This window comes from Duganella sp. GW821-FHT01E12 (assembly GCF_059422325.1).
The window spans coordinates 32,703-53,228 of record NZ_JBWKWR010000005.1; the positions used below are offsets into that span (position 1 = coordinate 32,703).

Here is a 20,526-nt window from a genome sequence, read left to right on the forward strand (position 1 = left end):
CACGAAGCTGCTTCTCATGACACCACCACTCGTTGCGCCGCAACGTAATTGATAGGTACAAAGATTTCCGATACTCAATTGATAATAAATGTAAAGTCTTTAACGAACAAGCTTTTTAAAAATTTATCTTGTTAAATTTTTGCGACGATGTTGAGGAAGATCAATATGACAAATTCGTGACCTTGTTTTCAGCTGGCAGGTGGCGTGGTTGCAGGTGGTGGGATTGCATCTTTGAAGTTTTGTAGTGCTGAGCTCGGATCGTGTGCGGGCAGTTTTTCAGCGGCCTGCTTGGCGGCCTTGAGTTTGTCGGCGAGAGTTTGGACTGCGGCGGGATCGATCGCTGCGTGGTCGGCGACGGCTTTGCTTGCGGCGTCCTTGGCGGCGAGCGGGTCGAGTTCTTTGATGCCGGGTTTGATGGGCGCGGCGCTTGCAACGCCGGGGGGTGCTGGCATCTTGCCAGTTACCGCGTCTGGTGCTGCGGGCATGGCGGTAGCGGATTTAGCTTGCTGCGCTGGTGCTGATGATGAAGGCGGTTTGGCAGGATCGACCGTTGGTGTGGCGGAAGCTTCCATTGGCGCTGCGGTCGCGGGCGCACGCGGCGTTGCGGGCGCGGGCGCGGCCGATGCGGCGACGGTCGCCGGAGCGCTTTTTGGCGCGTCGCTAATCGGCATTTTGAATGGCGGCGCCGCGCCTTGAGCAAGGTCCGCAGCCGGCGAGGCGCTTGCAGGAATGGCGACTTCGGGTGCGTCCGCTGCTGGCGATTTGGCTGTTGGGGCGACAGCTTTTGGCGCGTCCGCGACGGGCGCGTCGATTGCCGGGGCTTTGGCTTTTGTGCCGTCAGGCGTTGGCGCGGCGGCTGATGGCGTTTCGATTTTCTGCGTTGCGGTGGCATCTGCAGGTGACGCGCTTGCGGGCTTGCCGCCGGTCGCGCCTGGCGAAGTGGCTGCATCGACTGCCGGCGCAGCGGTGGCGGCATCGGCGACTGGCGCATCTGTGGCCGGTGCGCCGGAGGCGGCGGTTTCGGCACCAGCAGCTGGGGCACCGGCGGCTGTTGCGGCAGCGGCTGCTGGCGCATCTGTAGCTGGCACGCTGGCGGCGGCTCCGGCATCACCGGCTGGTGCGCTGGCGGCGGCTCCGGCACCACCGGCTGCCGCGCTGGTGGCGGTTGCGGCACCCGCAGTCGACGCACCAGTGGCTGCCGTTGCGGCATCGGTCGCTGGCGCACCGGTGGCGCTGGATGCGGCATCGGCTGCGGCAGCGGCGGCCGCGGCGGCTGGCGCGGACGCAGTAGCAGCATCGGCAGCGGCTTTCGCGGCGGCGTCGGCATTGGCTGACGTGCCTCCGTGCTTGACCACTTCCGCATCGACGATCGCCTCCGCCTTGATCGCCTCGCTGCGCGCCGCGTTGACCTGCGCCTGCACCGACTCCACCTGCGCCACCGTCTTGTTGATCCCTGCCTGCGCCTCGTCCTTCATCGCCGTCGTGCGCGATGCCGCGTCGTCCGCCGCCGCGCCCACATCCTTCTCGCTGGCCACCACCTGCGCCGCCAGCGCCTGCTCCGATTCCTTGGCCGCGTTGGCCGCCTGCTCCGCCTTGTCCGCTTCCGATTTCACATCGGCCAGCACGGCGTCCGGATCGGGCGCATACGGCTCCATCGCCGTATCCGATTCCTTCTGCGCATCGTCCAGCGAGCCCGACATGTCGGCCAAGGCCGCATCCGAATCCGCCGCCACACTCTGCGCGTCCTGCTTCATGCCGTCGAACGACGCCTGCACCTGCTCCGCCACCGGGCTATCGCTCATCGACTCGCCCGCGCTCTGCGCGCCGGACGCGGTGTTGTCGGCCGCCGTCTGCACCTCGTTCACGCCTTGCTGCGCCTCGTCCGCCGCCTGCCGTGCGCGGTCCAGCAAATCGTTGGCGGCCTGCTGCGCTTCGGCCTTCCAGCTGTTGACGGTGGCGCTCACGTCGGCGGCGCTTTGCACCTGCGATTGAAGCTGGTTGAAGGTCCCCGCCACGTCATCGTAGAACTGCGCATACGGCGCGATCTGGTCGCCCACCGCGCGCACGTTCAAGCCGGAGATCGCCTGCGACACCTGGTCCACATACGACAAGGCCTGGTCCGCCGCCTGCCGCACCTGCTGCCGCGCCGAGCCGCTCACCGAGTCCACCTGCCCGCGCGCGGCGCCCAAGGTATCGGTCAACTTCTGCAGCGGCTGCATGGCCTGCTGCTTCACCGACGATAGCGCCGCGCTGAGCTTGCCCAATCCATCCTGCGCCATCGCCGCCGCCTTGCCCACATCCGCCTTCCCCTGCTGCAGCACATTCTGCAAAGGTGCGCCGGCGGCCTGTATCTGCGCCTCCAGCGGCTTGAAGGTGCGGTCCAGCAGATCCGACAGTTCCTGCTGCAAGCGCTGCACCAAGGGCTCGCATTGCAGCTTGGCCAGGCACTGCTCGGCGGCGTCGCGCACCTTGTCCAGCACCTGCTGCACCGCCTCCCCCGCCTTGTCCAGCTGCTCCTGCATCAGCGGCGGGATTTTTTCGGCGGCGTCGGAGACCTGCTTCAACGCCGCCTGCATCTGTTCCAGCAAGTTGATGAGCGCGTCAATCGCCTCCTGCACCTTGGCGATGGCCTGGTCCAGCAAGGGGTTCAAGGAATCGACCAGCGTGATGGCCTGCTCCATCAAGCCGGTGGCCTGGTCGCCGGCCGCCTTCACGGCCGTGCGCGCGCTGGCGATCGCCGTCTTCACGCCGGGGATCATGGCCTTGATGCCGACGAACAGCGTGCGCGCCATCATCAGCGGCGGCGCCTTCATCATGTAACGGGTGCAGATTTCTATCGCGCCGGTGCACAGGCCATCGGCCTGATCGAGCTCGCTGGAGGCCGCGTCGAGCGTGCCGTTGGCCTCCGAGACGAACGCGGGTATGTTGCTCTTCACCTGCTCCAGCATGGCGATGGCGTCCGCGATCATGGTGCGCACCGGGACGAAGTTCTCCGGCAGTTGGCGCAGGGTGGTCTTGGCGTTTTCCGCTTCCTCGTCCAGCTCGGCCATCAATTGCAGCACCGTCTCCACCTCGGCGCGGATGGCGTCCAGCACTTCCTGCAAGGCCTGCTTGATGGCTTCCACGCGCTGCTCCAGCGCGTCCAGCGGTTCCATCGCCTTCTTCACCATGCCGTCTATCGTGGCGGCCGCCGCGGCCAGTTGATCGATGACCAGATCGACCTGCGAGCGCGCCGCCGCCAGCGGCTTGATCAGGATATCGCTCAGGTGGCTCAGCTGCGACGTGGCTTCGTCAAACAGCGCGTCGCAGTTGCGCGCCTCATCGCCCAGGGCGCTGTTGAGGTTGTCCACCAAATCGATCTGCGCCTGCAACGGCGCCAACAGCGCATTGCCTTTCTCGTCGAGCAGGTCGGACACGCCACTGATCGTTTGCGTGGCTTGCGCGGTGGCGTCCTGCATTGCCGCGTCGAGGTCGCTGACGTTGCCGTCCAGCGTATCGCGCAACGCCTTCACTTGCGCCAGGCTGTCGGCTTGCAGCGCCTCGGCGCGCGCCAGCACGGCTTGCACCGCGTCGTTGCCGGCCCCGCTCTGCATCGCGGCCAGCTGCTTCAACTGACTGGACAGCGGCAGCAGATCGCGTCCGTACTGCTCGACCATCGCGCCGGTGCGCTTGGCCAGATCGGCCAGCGCCTGGCCCCGGCCCGGCAGGCTGTTGAAGAAGGTCATCTGTGCGCCGAAGTCCGGCACCAGTCCGGACAGCTCGGGCAGCAGCGTGCTCATCGCTTCGACGGCCTGGTTGGCCGAGGCGATCACCGTCTGCACGCCGGCCGTCTGCGCCAGCAGGCGCTGCGGGATGGCGGCGGCGTCGTTGGCCAACTGGCGCAGGTCGCCGGCCGCCTGCTCCAGCACGCCGGTGCAGCAGTCGACGATGGGTTGCGGATTGAGCAGGTCCGGAATGGCCTTCATCTGCTCGGCCACCTTCTGCATGTCCTGGTTCAGCGAGGCGGCGGTGGCGGTGACTTCCGTGGCGAAAGTCTTGCCCTGCTCGACGATGGTGTCGGCCGCCTTCTGCACCGCCTTGCCGATGTTGACCGGGCATTGCGGCAGCACCTCGATGGAGTGGTCGATGACTTTCATCTACAGCGCGCCCAGCGTGGACGTGGTGCGCGAGGTGGCGTCCGTGAGCGCGGTCTTGATCGCCGCCACCTTGGACGGCGCCGGCTCCAGCGACAGCGAGGCCGAACCCACGGTGGCGATGGTCGCGTCGACCTGCGCCAGCGCCTGGTTCAGCTCCGGCAGCACTTCCGCGCCTTCGATGCGGATGTCCTCCAGCGCCGGCAGCAGCTTGGGCGCGGCCGGGATGGCCGGCACCTCGCTCAAGGCCGGCAGCGACGACAGCGCGGCGGCCGCCACAGCGGCGCTGGACGGCGCCACCAGCCGGCCCGGCTGGGCTTGCCTGCTCAGTTCCTCCAGCACGATGACGGCGCCGCTCATCAGGCGCCCGGCCAGCGCGTGCAGCCAGCCGTCCACGCCCGCGTGGGCGGTCGCCAGCGAGGGGCCGGAGCGTTGCAGTATCCACTTGAGTTCGGCGCGCGCGGCCGGTTCGCCCAGCCAGTAGCGCAGGTAGGTGTAGGCGTCGTCGGACGAGGAGAAGCGGCGCCGCGCGCCCTGCATCCGCCCGCCTCCTTGCAGCAATGCCTGCCCGGCCTGGCCGCCAGATTCATAGAAGGTGACGCGGCTGGAATGGCGCCATAGGCTGGCCAGTGGATGCAGCATGGATGCCTCGGGAGGACAAGGTCGGCTGACAATAACATGAGCAGCTTGATAAGGCAATCGGCCGCCCGGCGCTGGACGCCATCCGCAGGAACGGCGTGCTGCGGGTCGGCGTCAAGACCGACTTCAGCCCCTACAATTCGCTCAACGCGCAGGGCGAGGTGGTCGGCTTCGAGAACGACAGCCTGTTCAACTACGCCGAAAAAGCCTGGCCGCCGGCGGCGGAGCGGCCATGAACAACGAGGCCCTGAGCTTCCTGCTGACGTGGACGCCCGTTCTGCTGCAGGGCTTCCTGTGGAATATCTTCATCGCGGTGTGCGCCGTTGTCGTTCACGTCCGAGAGCCTGGTGGTGGCGCACCGCGCATGGCGGCGCGGCGACATCGGCGCGGCGCCGCTGTTCATCCCGACGTGGATCAATGTGTTCCTGATTTCCTTCATCGCCTCCAGCGCTTCATCGCTGGTGGGCGTGAGCGAACTGGTGAGCCGCTGCAACACGGTGATCGCCGCCACCGGCACCAGTGTCATGGTGCCGGTGTACATTTATTGCAGCTTTTATTGCGTCGTCACCGCGCTGGTCGGCCGCTTCAAGACGTCGGCCTTCATGGCCGGCATCCATCGCAGGCTGACGCTGTCGCACGCGCAATCCGTCCGCGGCTGAGCGCGGCGCGCTTGCGGCGGTCAGCGGCGGTGGTAGCCGCGTCCGCCCCAGCCGCGATAGTGGCCGCCGCAGCACCAGTGGCCGAACGAGAAGTCCAGGCCGATGCTGACCGGTGGGTAGTAGTAAGCGGGCGCGGGGGCGTAGTAGACCGGCGCCGGCTGGATGTAGGTCGTGGTGTAGGCCGGTTCGCTGACGTAGACTACGCGCGAGCTGGGGGCCGGCATTTCCTCGTAGGTGGTGGTCGACGAAGCGCTGGCATACCCGCGATCCGACGGCGATACCTCCACGGTGTGCCACTGGTAAGGGTCCTGGACTACCCTGGTGGTGGTGGCGTAATAGCCGGGCTGCTGGACTGCGCACCCGGTCAGGGCCGCCACTGCGGCGGCAACGGCGATGATGGTTTTCATGGCACTCCTCCTAGTTTCTGATCTTACTATATAAGGAAGCGCGGCGCTGCCGGAGCCCGATTACAGCTTGTTACATCGGTTGCCACAGGCGAAAAAAAAGGAACCGCATACGGTTCCTTTTTTGATACTTCAAGGAAATTAGTCCAGCTTCCAGGCGTAGTCGACCTTGGTCCAGGTTTCGGCCGGGGCGCCGTCCTTGGTGCCCGGCTTGAACTTGCAAGCGCTCAGGGACTTGATGGCCGCCTTGTCCAGGTTCTTGAAGCCGCTGCTCTTATCGATCTTGGAATCTGCCACGGTGCCGTCGGCTTTGATCAGGAAGGACATCGACACCGTACCCTGCTCTTCGTTCATCAACGACGCTTTCGGGTATTCGGCCTTGCAGTTTTTGGCATCAAAACTGGCCGGGACTTCGGCAGCGTACACTGCCGGTGCGCTCGACACGAGCACTGCTGCGATCACACTTAACCAACGCTTATTTGTAGACATGATTTCCCCAAGTGTATGTATCCGGCACTCAGGCCGCGCGTCGCCGCACGGCCTCGTTGACACTGATTACAGCTTCCAGCTGTAGTCGACTTTGGTCCAGGTCTGGGCCACGGCGCCATCCTTGGTACCCGGCTTGAACTTGCAAGCGCTCAGGGCCTTGATCGCAGCACGGTCCAGATTCTTGAAGCCGCTCGACTTCTCGACCTTCGATTCGACGACGTTGCCGTCGGCCGCCACCAGGAAGGACATGGTGACGTCGCCCTGCTCTTCATTGATCAGCGATGCTTTAGGATATTCAGCCTTGCAGTTCTTGGCATCCAGCGATGCAGGCACTTCACCGGCAAAGGCGGTCGAAGCGGCGGACAGGATGACGGCGGCGAATACACTGGTCGAAAACTTATTCATTTATACAATTTCCCAACTAAATTATTATTAATAACTGGTTTATCGAAACCCACAGCGGGCCTATGTGCCGCACAAAAGCGCGACGGCAGACTGCGGCAAAGTTTTAAAACTCTTCCCACTCATCGCTGCCGGCTGCGCTAGCGGCCGAGGCGACTTTCTTCGGTTTGGCTGCTGCGGCAGGCGCCGGCGCGGAGGCCAGTTTCTTGACAGGAGCGCGGGCCACGATCGGCTTGACCGTTGCCTTGACGGCGGCGGGCTGGTACACCGGAGCCGACACGCGCTCCTCGCCTTCCACCAGTTTGAAGATGCTGACCACGCGCGACAGTTCGGCGGCCTGGTCCTGCAAGCTTTGCGCGGCGGCGGCGGCTTCTTCCACCAGCGCGGCGTTTTGCTGGGTCATGCTGTCCATCTCGATGATGGAGTGGTTGACCTGCTCGATGCCGGCGCTCTGTTCCTGGCTGGCGTTGGCGATCTCGCTCATGATGTCGGTCACGCGGCGCACCGAGGCCACCACTTCGTCCATCGTCACGCCGGCCTGGCCGACCAGCTTGGTGCCGGCGCCGACTTTTTCCACCGAGTCGTCGATCAGCATCTTGATTTCCTTGGCGGCGCCAGCGGAACGCTGGGCCAGGTTGCGCACTTCCGACGCCACCACCGCGAAGCCGCGGCCCTGTTCGCCGGCGCGGGCAGCTTCGACCGCCGCGTTCAGCGCCAGGATGTTGGTCTGGAAGGCGATGCCGTCGATCACGCCGATGATGTCCACAATCTTCTTGGCCGAGGCGTCGATCGAGCTCATGGTGTTGACCACTTCCGACACCACCTTGCCGCCCTTGATGGCGACGTCCGACGCGTCCGAGGCCAGGCGGTTCGCTTCGCGGGCATTGTCGGCGTTCTGTTTCACGGTCGAGGTCAGCTCTTCCATGGCCGACGCGGTCTTCTCCAGCGAGCTGGCCTGCATTTCGGTACGCGACGACAGGTCGATATTGCCGGCGGCGATTTCACGCGAGGCGGTGCCGATGGTCTCGGTGCCCGAGCGGACCTGGCCCACGATGTCGACCAGGCTGTTGCGCATTTCCTTCATCTCGGACAGCAGGCTGTCCTTGTCGTTGCCGTCGGTGTCGATGGCGATCGACAGGTCGCCGTTGGCGATGCTGCCGGCGATCGAGGCGGTGTAGTCCGGCTCGCCGCCCAGCTGTTTCAGCAGGCCGCGGGTGATGACGTAGGCGGCGGCGACCGAGATCGCGACGGCCAGCACGCCCATGATGATCATGAAGCTGCGGGCGGCCGAGAAGCCGGAGGCGGCGTCGGTCTGCACCTGCGCGTTGAGCTTGTCTTCCAGCGTGCCCAGCTGATCGAGTGCGGCCATCCATTTTTTCTGGGCCGGACGGATTTCCTTGATCAGGACCTTGGTCGCTTCTTCGGCCTTATTGGCCAGCCACAGTTCGGACGCCTTGGCGATGGCCGGCATGGCGACCGCTTCCTGCTCCTTGACCGTTGCCAGCAACGCTTTTTCCTCAGCGGTGGCTTCCACGGCGAACTGCGAGCTCAATTTGTTTTGTGCATCGGCGTACTTGGCGGCCAATTCCTTGATGCGATTCATTTCCGGTTCCATGTCGCCGGCATCGGTCATCAGGGTCAGGATGCGCAGCGAGGTCACGCGGTCGCCCACGTTGGAACGCATGTCGACCACCAGGCGCGACACCACGTTGTTCACCGTGATCACGTGATCCAGACGATCCTGAATCTGTGCCATGCGGAAGATACCGACGGCGGTCACAGCCACCAGGAATAAAAGAACCAGCGCGAATCCAAGACCCAGGCGCGTTCCGACTTTCATTTTTGCTAAATTCATCTCGTCTTCTTCGTAAGTGACACAGTTGATAAGAGTGCCCTGGATAGTCTCGTCTCGTGCACGACCCAACCCACCCGGCCCTTGCTGCTAGGTAATCTTATATGACAGTAGCAAACAATGACTGCGAATGCAAAATTAGCGGCTCCACCAGCTGCTTGCATGTAGTTTTACCGCAATATACAAACGGAGAATAACGGTGGATATGTGTGTATATTCAGGAATTATAGATGCAAATTTTGCCTCAAAGCAAGCAAAAACTGCCCGAAAAATACGCAAACGAACTTTCTGCGTGGAAATACCAACAGTCCGATATATTGTTTGCCAGAAACGCCAGTTTGTGCTGTGTACTACGCAGCAATACGTAGACGGGCCGCCGCTTCGCGCAGCAATGCGGGGTCGCCGAGGGCGAGTTTTTTGGAATCGGACAGCACCTGGCGGAATGCGCGGGCGCCGGGCAGGCCCGTCATCAGGCCCAGCATGTGGCGGGTGATGGAGTTGATTTTCAAGCCCTGGGCGCCGTGCTGGGCCAGTTGGGCTTGAATGTAGGGGATCATGGCTTCGAGCACGTCTTCGCGGCTCTTGGGCGCGCGCGTGTCGCCGTAGTAGCGCTGGTCGAAACCGGCCATCACGAAGGGATTGTGGTAGGCCTCGCGGCCCAGCATGACGCCGTCCAGGTGCTGCAGGTGCAGGTCGATTTCCGCTTCGGTCTTGATGCCGCCGTTGATAATGATTTCGAAGTCAGGGAAATCGCGCTTGAGCTGGTAGGCGAATTCGTACTTCAGCGGCGGCACTTCGCGGTTCTCCTTGGGCGACAGGCCCTTCAGGATGGCGTTGCGGGCGTGCACGATAAAGGTCTTGCAGCCGGCCTCGGCCACGGTGCCGACGAAGTCGCGCACGAAGTCGTAGCTTTCGGTCTGGTCGATGCCGATGCGGTGCTTGACGGTGACGTCAATGCTGACGGCGTCGCGCATGGCCTTGACGCAGTCGGCCACCAGTTGCGGCTCGGCCATCAGGCAGGCGCCGAACGCGCCCTTCTGCACGCGCTCGGACGGGCAGCCACAGTTGAGGTTGATTTCGTCGTAGCCCCACTGCTCGCCCAGCCTGGCGCTGGTGGCGAGGTCGGCCGGGTCGCTGCCGCCCAGTTGCAGCGCCACCGGATGCTCCTCGTCGTTGAAGCGCAGGTGGCGTTCGACGTCGCCGTAGACCAGGGCGCCGGTGGTGACCATCTCCGTGTACAGCCAGGTGTGCTGGCTGATGTGGCGGTGGAACACGCGGCAGTGGCGGTCGGTCCAGTCCATCATCGGCGCGACGGACAGGCGGCGGCTCGCTTTCACGGGCGCGGTGTCGGTGGTCGGCAGGGTGATGATGGTCATGGCGGCAACTATGGGAATCGCTTGGGGGTCGACATTATATCGCAAACGGCAGCGTCACCAGGCCGACCAGATAGCGCGCCGGGTGCTTGCCAGGATTGGCGTAGCTGATGTGCTGGTCTTCGCGGATGGCCAGGCAGTCGCCCGCCTCCAGCCGCCATTGCCGGTCGCCGGCGGCGATGTCCATCGTGCCCTCCAGCAGCCATATCTGCTGGTGGACGTCGGACTCGCGTACGACCTGCTCGTAGCTCACGCGCTGGCCCGGCGGGAACACCACCTCCACCAGCTGCAGCGGCGAGCGCAGCGGCGGCGACAGCTGGCGCCGCACGTAGCCCGACGCCGGATCGGTCCACAGCGGCTGGTCGGCGGCCCGCCGCAGCGGCGACGGCGGACTGGGCTCGCCCTGCCCCGCCTCGAACAGCGCGGCCAGGGTGACGCCGAGCGCGCCGGCCAGCTTGTCCAGCACGGTCGCGGTGGCGCTGCTTTCGCCGCGCTCGATCAGCGAAATATTCGAGCGGCTCACGCCGCTGCGCTCGGCCAGCGCGGTCAGCGACAGCCCCCGGCTGTCGCGCAGTGCCAGCACGCGGCTGGCGATAAGTTTGTTGATGTCCATGAAATCCATTATACTGGATTTTTACGTCCACTAAAATGTCCGCCATGTCCATCGCCTTTGAATCCCCCGACCAGCCGGAAGTCATCGCCCTGATCGCCGACCTCGACGCCTACCAGCTGTCCCTGTATCCGCCGGAAAGCGTGTACGCGCTGGACCTGCCGTCGCTGATGCAGCCCCATGTGCGCTTCGCGGTGGCGCGCGACGCGGCCGGCGCCATCGTCGGCTGCGGCGCCATCGTGCTGACCGCCGAATATGGCGAGATCAAGCGCATGTATGTGCAGCCGGCCGCGCGCGGCCAGGGACTGGCGCGCGGCGTGCTGGCCCTGCTGGAGCAGGCTGCGCTGGACCAGGGCTGTCCGGAGATGGTGCTGGAAACCGGCCCGTCCCAGCCGGAGGCGCTGGGCTTGTACGAACGCCACGGCTTCCAGCGCTGCGCGCCCTACGGCGGCTACCCGGACGATCCGCTGAGCGTGTTCATGCGCAAGCCGCTGCGCCGCTGATCACACCTTGCCGCGCTTGCCCGCCACCGCCAGCTTGGGCACGCGCGCCTCGAACGCCGCCACCACCCGCTCCAGCCGGACGGCGCCGTCGCCGGTCAGCGTGCCGGTGGCGCCGGCCACCTGGCGCACGATGGCCAGCGCCGCCGCGCGCGCTTCCGGCGAGGCCGGCAGCAGCAGCGGCAGGTCGCGCATCGCCGCCTCCTCGTCCACCTGCAGCATCAGGTATTGCTCGCGCAGGATGGTCTTGAAATGCGTGACGCTCAGTTCCTTGTCGTCCGAGGTGCGCAGGCGCAGCTGGCGGATGGTGGCGAAAGCGCGTTCGTCGGCCGCGCTCATTTCCGGACTGCGGTAGATGTACAGCAGGCCGCGGATGATGGCTTCGGTCACGCCGCCTTCCGCCGTCTTCAGGGCGGCCGCCGCGCGGTGCGCGCTGAGCGCCGCCTCGCGCGCGATGTCGCGGCCGATGCGGCGCGGGCGGCCGCCGTCGGTGCGCAGGCCCACCAGCGCCTGCAGCAGCGGCGAGCCGTACACGCCGAGGAAGATGTTTTCGGTGGCCTGGTCGCGCAGGTCGCGGTAGCGGTCCAGCGCTTCGACGATCTGCTGCGACATCGCCTCCTGCATCTGCAGGAAGACGTTGTCGGGCGCCACCGGGCGGCGCTCGGCGCGCACCTTCTCTGCCATCGCCGGAATGCCGTCGAGCAGGGGATTTTTGCTGGAGAACATGCGGTAGCGCAGCCGCAGCGGATGCGACTCGCGCTGCTGCTCGGCGCTGGCCTCGCTGACCATGGCCTTGACCAGCGGACTGGCGTAGGTGCGGTACAGCCCGGTGTTGATTTCCGATACGCGCGCCACGGCGGCGAAGCGGCGGTCGTCCTCCGCATCGTTGCCGCCCAGCGCGCGCAGCGCGTCCAGGCCGCGCCGCTCGAAGCGCATCACGTAGTCGCCGCCCGCCATGTCGCCGGCGGCGATCTCCGCCTGCAGCATCTCCTCGTCCTTGTCGAGGAACACCGCCTCGTACAGGCCGGGCGGCATGACGTCGATCATGTCCATCGCCGCGGTGAATTCCTCGTGCTCCTTGTTGGCCACCGAGGCCGAGACGAAGATGCCCAGGTGGCCTATGCTCTGGTGCATCGAGTAGATGATGGTCTGGCCGCCGGCCACCAGCGCCGCGTCGTCCTCGTACAGGTCCAGCACCCAGCCCAGCGCCTGTTGCGGCGGCGTGATGTCGTCGCCCCACGAGCAGAACACCACGATCGGCGACTTGATGTTGCGCAGGTCGATGCGGTGGCCGTTGCTGTCGAGCAGAGCCGCGTCGCTCAGGCGGTTGCCGACGAACAGGGAGTCGGCGATGTACTGCATTTCGCCGGCGTTCAGCAGCACCGGATTGCCCCACCAGCGCTCGAACTCCAGGAAGCGCTGGGCCTCGGTGTCGATCTTCGAATACACGTTGTAGTTCTTGCTCCACAGCGTGTTGGACGGATTCATTTTCTCGAAGTTGGCGACCAGCTGCGCGCCGTCGAAGATGCCGTTGCCGAGGTCGCCCGCCAGCGCAGTCAGCCACGTGCCGCCGAGCACGCCGCCCAGGTAGCGCAAGGGGTTCTTGCCGCGCACGCCGGCCCAGTAGGACAGCGGCGCGCCGGCCAGCACCAGCGGGCCGACCAGGTCGGGATTCAAGGCGCTGGTCATCATGATCTGCCAGCCGGCCTGGCAGTTGCCGATCAGCGCGGGCTTGCCGTCGGCGTGCGGGTGCAGCGCGGCCACCTTGGCGATGAACTGGGCCTCGGCGCGGCACACGTCCTCGATGGTCTGGCCCGGCACCGGCTGCGGCAGGAAGCCGACGAAGTAGCAGGGATGGCCGGCCTTGACCACCACGCCGATCTCGCTGTCCTGCTTCATGCCGCCGATGCCGGGGCCGTGGCCGGCGCGCGGGTCGAACACGATGAAGGGCCGCTTGTGCGGATCGGGCGCGATGCCGTCCGGCGGCGTGATGTACAGCAGGCCGTAGTTGACCGGGCGCTCCAGGTGACGGCCGTCGAGGATGGTCTCGAATTCAAAGCTGAGCACATGCGGCGCGGGCTGCTCGTCGCGATGGTTGCGCTCGTCGCCGCGCTGGCGCAGCACGTCCATGAACAGCACGCTGCGCTGGCAGGCGTCGATCCAATAGTCGGTCGCCTGCTGGGCCAACGCAAAGGGATGGCCGGGCCATTGCGGCTGCGGCTTGGTCTGGTCGTCGCTCACGGAACTTCCTCCCTGCGGTTTATGCTGGCATGCACCAAAGTACCGCAGCGGATATAAAAACGCAAACGAAACCGGCGCGGCGGCCGCGCAAAAAAAAACCGCAGCCGAAGCTGCGGTTTCGTCAGGCTACACGCGGATCAGAACTTGTGGTTGTATTCCACCGTGAACTTGGCCGAGCGCGGGGTCTGGAAGGTGTCGTACTGATGGTAACGCGGATCGATCACCGTGCTGTCGCCATCGTCGTAGGTTGCCAGCTGCGACAACGGCTTGTGGGCGTTCAGCGCATTGAACACTTCCACCTTCACCGCCAGGCCCTTGGCATAGGCAGGCGCATAGACCAGGTTCAGGTCCAGACGCTTTTCCCAAGGCAGGCGGCCCATCGAACCGCGTGGCCGTGGAATGCCGCCGCAGTTGAAGTACTCGGCGCCATAGCCGGGACCACCATAGTTGATGCCGTTCGGGTAGGCCGGATCCGTACCGCCGTCCGCTGCGTCATTGGTACCCAGGCAAACGACCGGGCGACCGGACTGGATCAGCACATTGCCGCCGACCGACCACTCAGGCGTGAGCTGGTAGAAGCCGTACGCCTTCAGCTGATGCTTGCGGTCGTTGGGCAGCTCGCCGTTGTTACCCGGAGCGAACTCCGGGAAGTCCCAAGCGGCCGAGGTGCCGACGTCCTTCTGGCCGGTGTCGGAACGGGTCTGGCCTTCCATGTTGCCCTTGCTACGCGACAGCGTGTAGAACAGCTTGCCATACCAGCCGTTGCGCAGCGGATGCTCCAGGAAGAAGTCCAGTGCGGCGTAGGTGCGTTCCGCGTTCGGTTCGCCGATTTCGGCGGCCGTGAAGTGCGCCAGCTGACCCTTGCCGGTCACCAGCGGATTGCCGTTGGCGTCGTGGCCATCGACCCATACCGTCACGTCCTTGCCCGGATTGTAGATGAAGCAGTTCATGAACTGCGTGCCGTGCACTTCGATGCCGTGCGCCAGCGCGAAGGCGTACAGCGGACGGGTGTCGCAGCTGTCGTCGATGCCGGCGCCCAGTTTGCGGTAGGTCGCCTTGACGCCGAAGTTCAGGTCGGGGCTGTAGGCTTTCTCGAAGCCCAGGGTGATTTCATCCTGGTAGTTTGGCTTCAGGTCGGCCATCACCACCGCGCGTGGATTCTTCAGCGTACCGTATTCGCCGTCCACCGAGACCGGCACGTTGATAGGATTCAGGCCCAGCGGCGCGCCGTTGGTTGCACTCACGCCGGTGTAGGTGAAGTCCTGGGTGGTCAGCGTCGAGCGGCTCGCTGCGCGGGCGGCAACGCCGGTTGGCAGTTGCAGGAAATAGCGGCCAGCGCTACCGTAGATCTTCAGCGAGGCGTCGCCGTTCACGTCCCACGAAGCGGCCAGACGTGGCGCGATTTCGTTCTTCATGTCGATGAACTTCTCGCCGTCGCCGTTCGAGTTGCTGTACGCATCGTTACGCAGGCCGGCGGTGACCAGCACCTTCGGCGTGACCTGCCATTTGTCCTCGATGTACTGGGCGGACTGGGTGGCCGAGGCATCGGTGATCGAGCTGAAGATGCTCTGGCGGGCATAGTAGCCATCCACGCCGGAACCGCCGAAGTTGGCGACCACGCCGGGACGGGAACCCGACAGCGGCACCGGCTGGTTGGCCTTGCCGATGCCGACGAAGCGGTAGGTCCACGAGGAGCCGCCGCTGGTCGCATAGCCGGCGCTGACGGTTTGCATCTTGCTCGAATCGATACCGGCGCGCAGCAGGTGGGTGCCGAGTTTGTATTCGAGGTCCAGACGGCCGGATTTGACCTCATCGGAGCCCGGCGTGGCGCGGCTGCCATTGAACACGTTGTAGTTGCGATACAGGCTGGACGGAACTTGTGGCCACTGGTTGGCCGCGGACGTCACGCCGATACTCGGTGGCAGACCGGCCGTGCTGCCGGTGTAGGCGCCGCCGATTTCGTAGCTGGTGCCGCGGTCGGTTTTCATCTTGCCGTACAGGGCGTTGATGCTCAGGTCGTCGGTAACCTGGCCGGTGTACTTCAGCATGTTCAGCACGGCGCCCGGCGTTTGGTTCGCATAGGCCGGATCGGTGGGGCCCAGATTCTTGCCGGTGGCCGAGTTGTACAGATTGCTGGTCGGGGTACCGTCGAGCATCGCCGCAGCGTTCGGGTTGTTCGGGTTCAGCGCGAAGCCGTATTTCTGGTAGCGAGTATGGTTGCTGTTACCGGCGCTGGTGAACTCCAGGCGGTGGTTATCGGTGATGTTCCAGTCCAGCTTGCCCAACCAGCGGTTGTCCCACGTGCGGTTGGAATTGAAGCCCTGCTGGCCGATGGTGATTGGATTGGTGACCGAGGTGACGCCGATGTACGAATCCTTGGTGATGGTCTGGTCGAACGCCGCGAACATGAACAGCTTGTCCTTGATGATCGGGCCGCCGACGTAGGCGCCGTACTGGTTCGCGGTGATGCTGCGGGTATCGTAACGATTGTCCAGCTTGCCATCGGTGGTGACGTTGTTCTTGTCGCCGGTGACCGGGTAGTACAGGTTCTGGCGCTTGGCGCGCAGGCCGTTGGGCTGGACGCTGTAGGTGGCGCCCGCTTCCCAGGTGTTGGTGCCGCTCTTCGAGGTCACGCTCAGCACGCCGCCGATGGAGCGGCCGAATTCCGCGCCGAAGCCGCCGGTCATCACCGACGCCTGCTGGATGGCGCCAAACGGCAGTTCCATCGCGCCCAGTTGCGACAGCGAGTTGGTGATCGGGAAGCCGTTCAGGTAGAACGCGTTCTCCGACTGGCCGCTGCCGCCGAACGAGGCGGTGTTGCCGTAGGCCGAGTCGCCCTTGGTGGTGTTCGGCGCCAGCAGCACGATCGAGTTCAGGGTCTGCTGGACCGGCAGCTTGGCCAGTTCCTTGGCGGTGAACACGGCGCCGTTGTTGGTGTTGGAGACGTCGATGCGGTTGCGGCGCCCGGTCACCTGCACCGTCTGCACCACGGCGCTGAACGAGGCGTTGGTACCCTGGCCTGCCAGCACGTCGACTTCAGTGGTCTGGGCCACCTTGCCGTCGCGGACCAGGTCGACCCGATAGTGGCCGGCCGGGATATTGGTGGCCGAATAGCGGCCGCTGGCGTCGGCGCTGATACTGCGCTTCAGGCCGGTCTCGGTATTGGTCATCGTGATGGAGCTGCCCGCAGGCGACTCCACCGTACCGAAGATGATGCCGGAGGCATTCGACTGCGCCATGGCCGGCTGAACAACGCCGCCCATAACGACCGCCGTGCCAAAGGCGATGGTTAACGCGCGAGCAATGACAGTTTTTCTTAACATGTGATTTTCCCGATTTCCGATTTAGAAAAAGCTTGGTTGACGGCCGGTACGTGGGTAAGCACGTCCGACCGCCACCAGCTTGTTTTATATTTGCCCCAACTTTTTCCAGTCACGGAAGCGCCTGTTCGGCGACCCCGTTGAAGCTTGCTTGCGCCACGCAAGGCAAGCTCAAGCATCGATAAAACCACGCGGGCTAAAATAGTGTCAATTGCGCATTCTAAATTTCATCAACAAAACAACGTTTATTTTTACATCAGAATATATTGCACCATTTTGGTGCAAAAGCCGCCATGCTGGTGCACGGAAAATCCTGATTTTACGAAACTATATTAAGTAAATTTGTGCGAAAACCGCATGAAGAAATGCTATTTCCTCATATCGCTGAATTTCACATTGTCACCCCCTCTCGCCAACAGCCCTCCAGAATGACAAAAAGCCGCCCAGTTTGCACTGGGCGGCTTTCTTCAGAGAACTATCCGGAAGCGGAATTACGCTTCGCGCGATGCCTTCTTACGCTCGTGTTCTTTCAGGAAACGCTTGCGCAGACGGATAGATTTCGGGGTGATTTCCACCAGTTCGTCGTCGTCGATGAATTCCACGGCGTATTCCAGCGACATCTGGATAGGCGGCACCAGGCGCACGGCTTCGTCGGTACCGGACGAACGCACGTTGGTCAGCTGCTTGCCCTTGATCGGGTTGACGACCAGGTCGTTGTCGCGCGAGTGGATGCCGATGATCATGCCTTCGTACACCGGGTCGTTGTGGACCACGAACATGCGGCCGCGATCCTGCAGCTTCCAGATCGCGTAGGCCACGGCGGCGCCGTCGTCCTGCGAGATCAGCACGCCGTTGCGGCGGCCGCCCAGTTCGCCCTTGCTGTTGTCCACCGGCGCGTATTCGTCGAACACGTGCGACATCAGGCCGGTGCCGCGGGTCAGGGTCATGAATTCGCCCTGGAAGCCGATCAGGCCGCGCGCCGGGATCTTGTATTCCAGACGCACACGACCCTTGCCGTCCGATTCCATGTTCTGCAGGTCGCCACGACGACGGCCCAGTTCTTCCATCACGCCGCCCTGGTTGGCTTCTTCGACGTCAACACTCAGTTGTTCGAACGGCTCATAGCGCACGCCATCGACCATTTTGAACACCACGCGTGGACGCGACACGGCCAGCTCGAAGCCTTCGCGACGCATGTTTTCGATCAGGATGGTCAGGTGCAGCTCGCCGCGGCCCGACACTTCGAAGACGGTGTCGTCGTCGGTTTGTGCAACGCGCAGAGCGACGTTGGCTTTCAGTTCCTTGTCCAGACGGTCGCGCAGCTGGCGCGAGGTGACGAACTTGCCTTCGCGGCCGGCCAGCGGCGAGTTGTTGACCATGAAGTTCATGGTCAGGGTAGGCTCGTCGACGGTCAGCATCGGCAGCGCTTCCGGGGTGTCCAGCGCGCACAGCGTCGAACCGATGCCGATTTCGTCGATACCGTTGATCAGGCAGATGTCGCCGGCGACAGCTTCGTTCACCAGCACGCGCTCCAGGCCCTTGAAGTTCAGCACCTGGTTGATGCGGCCTTTGATCGGGGTGGCGCCTGGGCCATTGATGACCAGAACGTCCTGGCCAACCTTGACGGTGCCGCGGTTGACGCGGCCAATGCCGATCTTGCCGACGTAGGACGAGTAGTCCAGCGAGGTGATTTGCATCTGCAGCGGGCCTTCCGGATTGTCGTCGCGCACAGGCACGTGTTCCAGGATGGCGTCGAACAGCGGCTTCATGTCGCCGCCGCGCACGTCTTCGGTCAGGCCGGCGTAGCCGTTCAGGCCCGAGGCGTAGACGACAGGGAAGTCCAGCTGCTCGTCGGTGGCGCCCAGCTTGTCGAACAGTTCGAAGGTCTGGTTGATGGCCCACTCAGGACGCGCGCCCGGACGGTCGACCTTGTTGACGACGACGATAGGCTTCAGGCCCAGCGCCAGCGCCTTGCGGGTCACGAAGCGGGTCTGTGGCATCGGGCCTTCCTGCGCGTCGATCAGCAGCAGAACCGAGTCCACCATCGACAGCACGCGCTCGACTTCGCCGCCGAAGTCGGCGTGGCCTGGGGTGTCGACGATGTTGATGTGGGTGCCTTCGTATTCAACGGCGCAGTTCTTCGACAGAATCGTAATGCCGCGCTCCTTTTCGAGGTCGTTCGAGTCCATGACACGGGTGTCGACCGCTTGGTTTTCACGGAAGGTGCCGGACTGACGCAGCAGTTGATCCACCAGGGTAGTTTTACCGTGGTCAACGTGGGCGATGATGGCGATATTACGAATTGCGCGTTTTGTAGTAGACATGGTCGTTATATTTGCTGAAAAACTGCGGGTGCGTACGTGACGTACGGGAGTGGCCAATTTCTGGAACCGCGTAGTATAGCATGTTGCGGTGCAACTCTCCCGGAAATCCTGAATATTTTCAAAGAGTTGCTTTATTGGGGCTTAGGACTGCACAAAGGCGATCAGGCGCTCCGGCGCCAAGATGCTGTACTCGCCCAGCTGGGCGGTGCCAAGCAGCTTGTCGTCGAGGTAGACGCGCACCCTGCCCTGTTCGGCCGGCACCGGGTTGGCCAGATTCACGGGTTCCTTGCCCAGCGCCAGGCGCTGGCCGTTGAGGAAGCGCTTGGCCAGCTCGGCGTTCAGGTGCACGGCCGGGAAGCTCGACAGCAAGGCATCGACCGGCGCCAGCAGGCTGAGCGGCGCTGGATGCGCGCTCAGCTGTTCGAGCGTCAGCATGCCTTCCGTGGTCAGCGGGCCGACCTGGATGCGGCGCAGCGCGTTCAGGTGGGCGCCGCAGCCGAGCGCTTCGCCGATGTCCTGACCCAGCACGCGGATGTAGGTGCCCTTGCTGCACGTGACCACCAGCTTGAGCATCGGCGCCTCGTAGGACACCAGCTCCAGCTTGTGGATGACGACGTTGCGCGCCTCGCGCTCCAGCGTGATGCCGGCGCGCGCGTATTCGTACAGCGGCTTGCCGTCGCGCTTGAGCGCCGAGTACATCGGCGGCACTTGCGCGATCGGGCCGCGGAATTTTTCCAGCACGGCGTGGATTTGCTCCAGCGTGACGTTGACCTCGCGGGTGTCGATGACTTCGCCCTCGGTGTCGCCGGTGTCGGTGGTCTGGCCCAGGTGCACCGTGGTCTCGTAGGTCTTGTCGGCTTCCAGCAAATCCTGCGAGAACTTGGTGGCCTCGCCAAAGCACAGCGGCAGCAGGCCGGTGGCGAACGGATCGAGCGTGCCGGTGTGGCCGGCCTTCTTGGCGTTGAGCACGCGCTTGGCCTTGATCAGTGCATCGTTGCTGGAGTAGCCGACCGGCTTGTCGAGCAGCAGCACGCCGTCGACCAGGTCGCGGACTTTTTTAGGATGGTTTTGCTTCATGGGTGCAGCCGCAGCTTATTCCTCGGCCTTGCCTTCGTCATCGTCCAGCGAGCGGGTGCTGTTGGCCTGGTCGATCAGCGCCGACAGCTCCATGCCGCGCGCGGTCGAGGTGTCGTGCACGAAGTGCAGCATCGGCAGCGTGTGGATGTGCAGACGCTTGCCCAGCTGGCCGCGCATGTAGCCGGCCGCGGCGGACAAACCGTCGACGGTGTTCTTGACCTGCTCTTTGCTGTCCTTGAGCATGGTGAAGAAGATCTTGGCGTGCGCATAATCCGGGGTCACCTGCACTTCGGTGATGGTGATCATGCCCACGCGCGGATCCTTCAGCTCGAAGGCGATGATTTCGGACAGGTCGCGCTGGATCTGGTCCGCCACGCGCTGACCGCGCTGGGGTATGGTTTTACTGTGTTTAGCCATGATATACGGTACTGCTTTCCATAAACGCCAAGTGGACGGTAGCAAGTATGCTCCCGTCCACCCGGTTAAAACTACTCTAATCGCAA

General features: G+C 64.0%; 16 protein-coding genes. 3 read left to right on the forward strand and 13 right to left on the reverse strand.

The window, feature by feature from the left end; all coding sequences use genetic code 11:
- Positions 1-188: 188 nt before the first annotated feature.
- Both AC07WS_RS15990 and AC07WS_RS15995 read right to left on the reverse strand, forming a co-directional pair.
- A complete protein-coding gene (locus tag AC07WS_RS15990) occupies positions 189-4,136 on the reverse strand; it encodes a hypothetical protein (protein ID WP_494730044.1) in 3,948 nt (1,315 codons plus the stop codon).
- A complete protein-coding gene (locus AC07WS_RS15995; RefSeq protein ID WP_494730045.1) occupies positions 4,137-4,775 on the reverse strand; it encodes a hypothetical protein in 639 nt (212 codons plus the stop codon).
- A 95-nt stretch (positions 4,776-4,870) separates the two neighbouring features.
- On the opposite strand from AC07WS_RS15995, the gene AC07WS_RS16000 reads away from it, so the two are divergent.
- A complete protein-coding gene (locus AC07WS_RS16000) occupies positions 4,871-5,008 on the forward strand; it encodes a hypothetical protein (protein WP_494730046.1) in 138 nt (45 codons plus the stop codon).
- Positions 5,009-5,095: 87 nt separating this feature from the next.
- Positions 5,096-5,431 carry a hypothetical protein gene (locus AC07WS_RS16005; RefSeq protein WP_494730047.1) on the forward strand — a complete coding sequence of 112 codons (336 nt, stop codon included), beginning with the start codon at positions 5,096-5,098 and terminating at the stop codon, positions 5,429-5,431.
- Positions 5,432-5,451: 20 nt separating this feature from the next.
- Here the strand turns inward: AC07WS_RS16005 and AC07WS_RS16010 are convergent, their stop codons facing one another.
- From AC07WS_RS16010 to AC07WS_RS16035, 6 genes are all read right to left on the reverse strand, one after another.
- Positions 5,452-5,838, reverse strand: coding sequence for a hypothetical protein (locus AC07WS_RS16010; RefSeq protein WP_494730048.1), 387 nt, complete (start codon positions 5,836-5,838; stop codon positions 5,452-5,454).
- 138 nt (positions 5,839-5,976) lie between these two features.
- On the reverse strand, positions 5,977-6,324 hold the full coding sequence (locus AC07WS_RS16015) for an energy transducer TonB (protein WP_494730049.1): 348 nt from the start codon (positions 6,322-6,324) through the stop codon (positions 5,977-5,979).
- Between the two features lie 66 nt (positions 6,325-6,390).
- Positions 6,391-6,729 (reverse strand): energy transducer TonB, encoded by a 339-nt coding sequence (locus AC07WS_RS16020; protein WP_494730050.1) that lies wholly within the window; start codon positions 6,727-6,729, stop codon positions 6,391-6,393.
- 103 nt (positions 6,730-6,832) lie between these two features.
- The gene (locus tag AC07WS_RS16025; protein WP_494730051.1) at positions 6,833-8,581 is read right to left on the reverse strand and encodes a methyl-accepting chemotaxis protein; all 1,749 of its coding nucleotides are present in this window, start codon (positions 8,579-8,581) and stop codon (positions 6,833-6,835) included.
- A gap of 347 nt (positions 8,582-8,928) precedes the next feature.
- Complete coding sequence (gene dusA, locus AC07WS_RS16030; protein WP_494730052.1) at positions 8,929-9,954, reverse strand: tRNA dihydrouridine(20/20a) synthase DusA; 1,026 nt, start codon at positions 9,952-9,954, stop codon at positions 8,929-8,931.
- Positions 9,955-9,988: 34 nt separating this feature from the next.
- Positions 9,989-10,564, reverse strand: a complete 576-nt coding sequence (locus AC07WS_RS16035) for a helix-turn-helix domain-containing protein (RefSeq protein WP_494730053.1) — start codon at positions 10,562-10,564, stop codon at positions 9,989-9,991.
- Positions 10,565-10,608: 44 nt separating this feature from the next.
- Between AC07WS_RS16035 and AC07WS_RS16040 the strand changes: the two genes are divergently transcribed.
- Entirely contained in the window at positions 10,609-11,064 is a 456-nt protein-coding gene (locus AC07WS_RS16040; RefSeq protein ID WP_494730054.1) for a GNAT family N-acetyltransferase, read from the forward strand.
- Here AC07WS_RS16040 and AC07WS_RS16045 read toward each other — a convergent pair whose 3' ends face one another.
- The 5 genes from AC07WS_RS16045 to rbfA all read right to left on the reverse strand — a co-directional run bounded on the left by AC07WS_RS16045 (position 11,065) and on the right by rbfA (position 20,440).
- Positions 11,065-13,302: a DUF3141 domain-containing protein gene (locus AC07WS_RS16045; protein WP_494730055.1), complete on the reverse strand. Its 2,238-nt coding sequence runs from the start codon at positions 13,300-13,302 to the stop codon at positions 11,065-11,067.
- Between the two features lie 137 nt (positions 13,303-13,439).
- Positions 13,440-16,565, reverse strand: coding sequence for a TonB-dependent receptor (locus tag AC07WS_RS16050; RefSeq protein WP_494730056.1), 3,126 nt, complete (start codon positions 16,563-16,565; stop codon positions 13,440-13,442).
- A 548-nt stretch (positions 16,566-17,113) separates the two neighbouring features.
- Positions 17,114-18,946 carry a translational GTPase TypA gene (typA, locus tag AC07WS_RS16055; RefSeq protein ID WP_494730057.1) on the reverse strand — a complete coding sequence of 611 codons (1,833 nt, stop codon included), beginning with the start codon at positions 18,944-18,946 and terminating at the stop codon, positions 17,114-17,116.
- Between the two features lie 141 nt (positions 18,947-19,087).
- Positions 19,088-20,023 carry a tRNA pseudouridine(55) synthase TruB gene (gene truB, locus AC07WS_RS16060; RefSeq protein WP_494730058.1) on the reverse strand — a complete coding sequence of 312 codons (936 nt, stop codon included), beginning with the start codon at positions 20,021-20,023 and terminating at the stop codon, positions 19,088-19,090.
- Positions 20,024-20,038: 15 nt separating this feature from the next.
- Entirely contained in the window at positions 20,039-20,440 is a 402-nt protein-coding gene (rbfA, locus tag AC07WS_RS16065) for a 30S ribosome-binding factor RbfA (protein WP_494730059.1), read from the reverse strand.
- Positions 20,441-20,526: the final 86 nt, after the last annotated feature.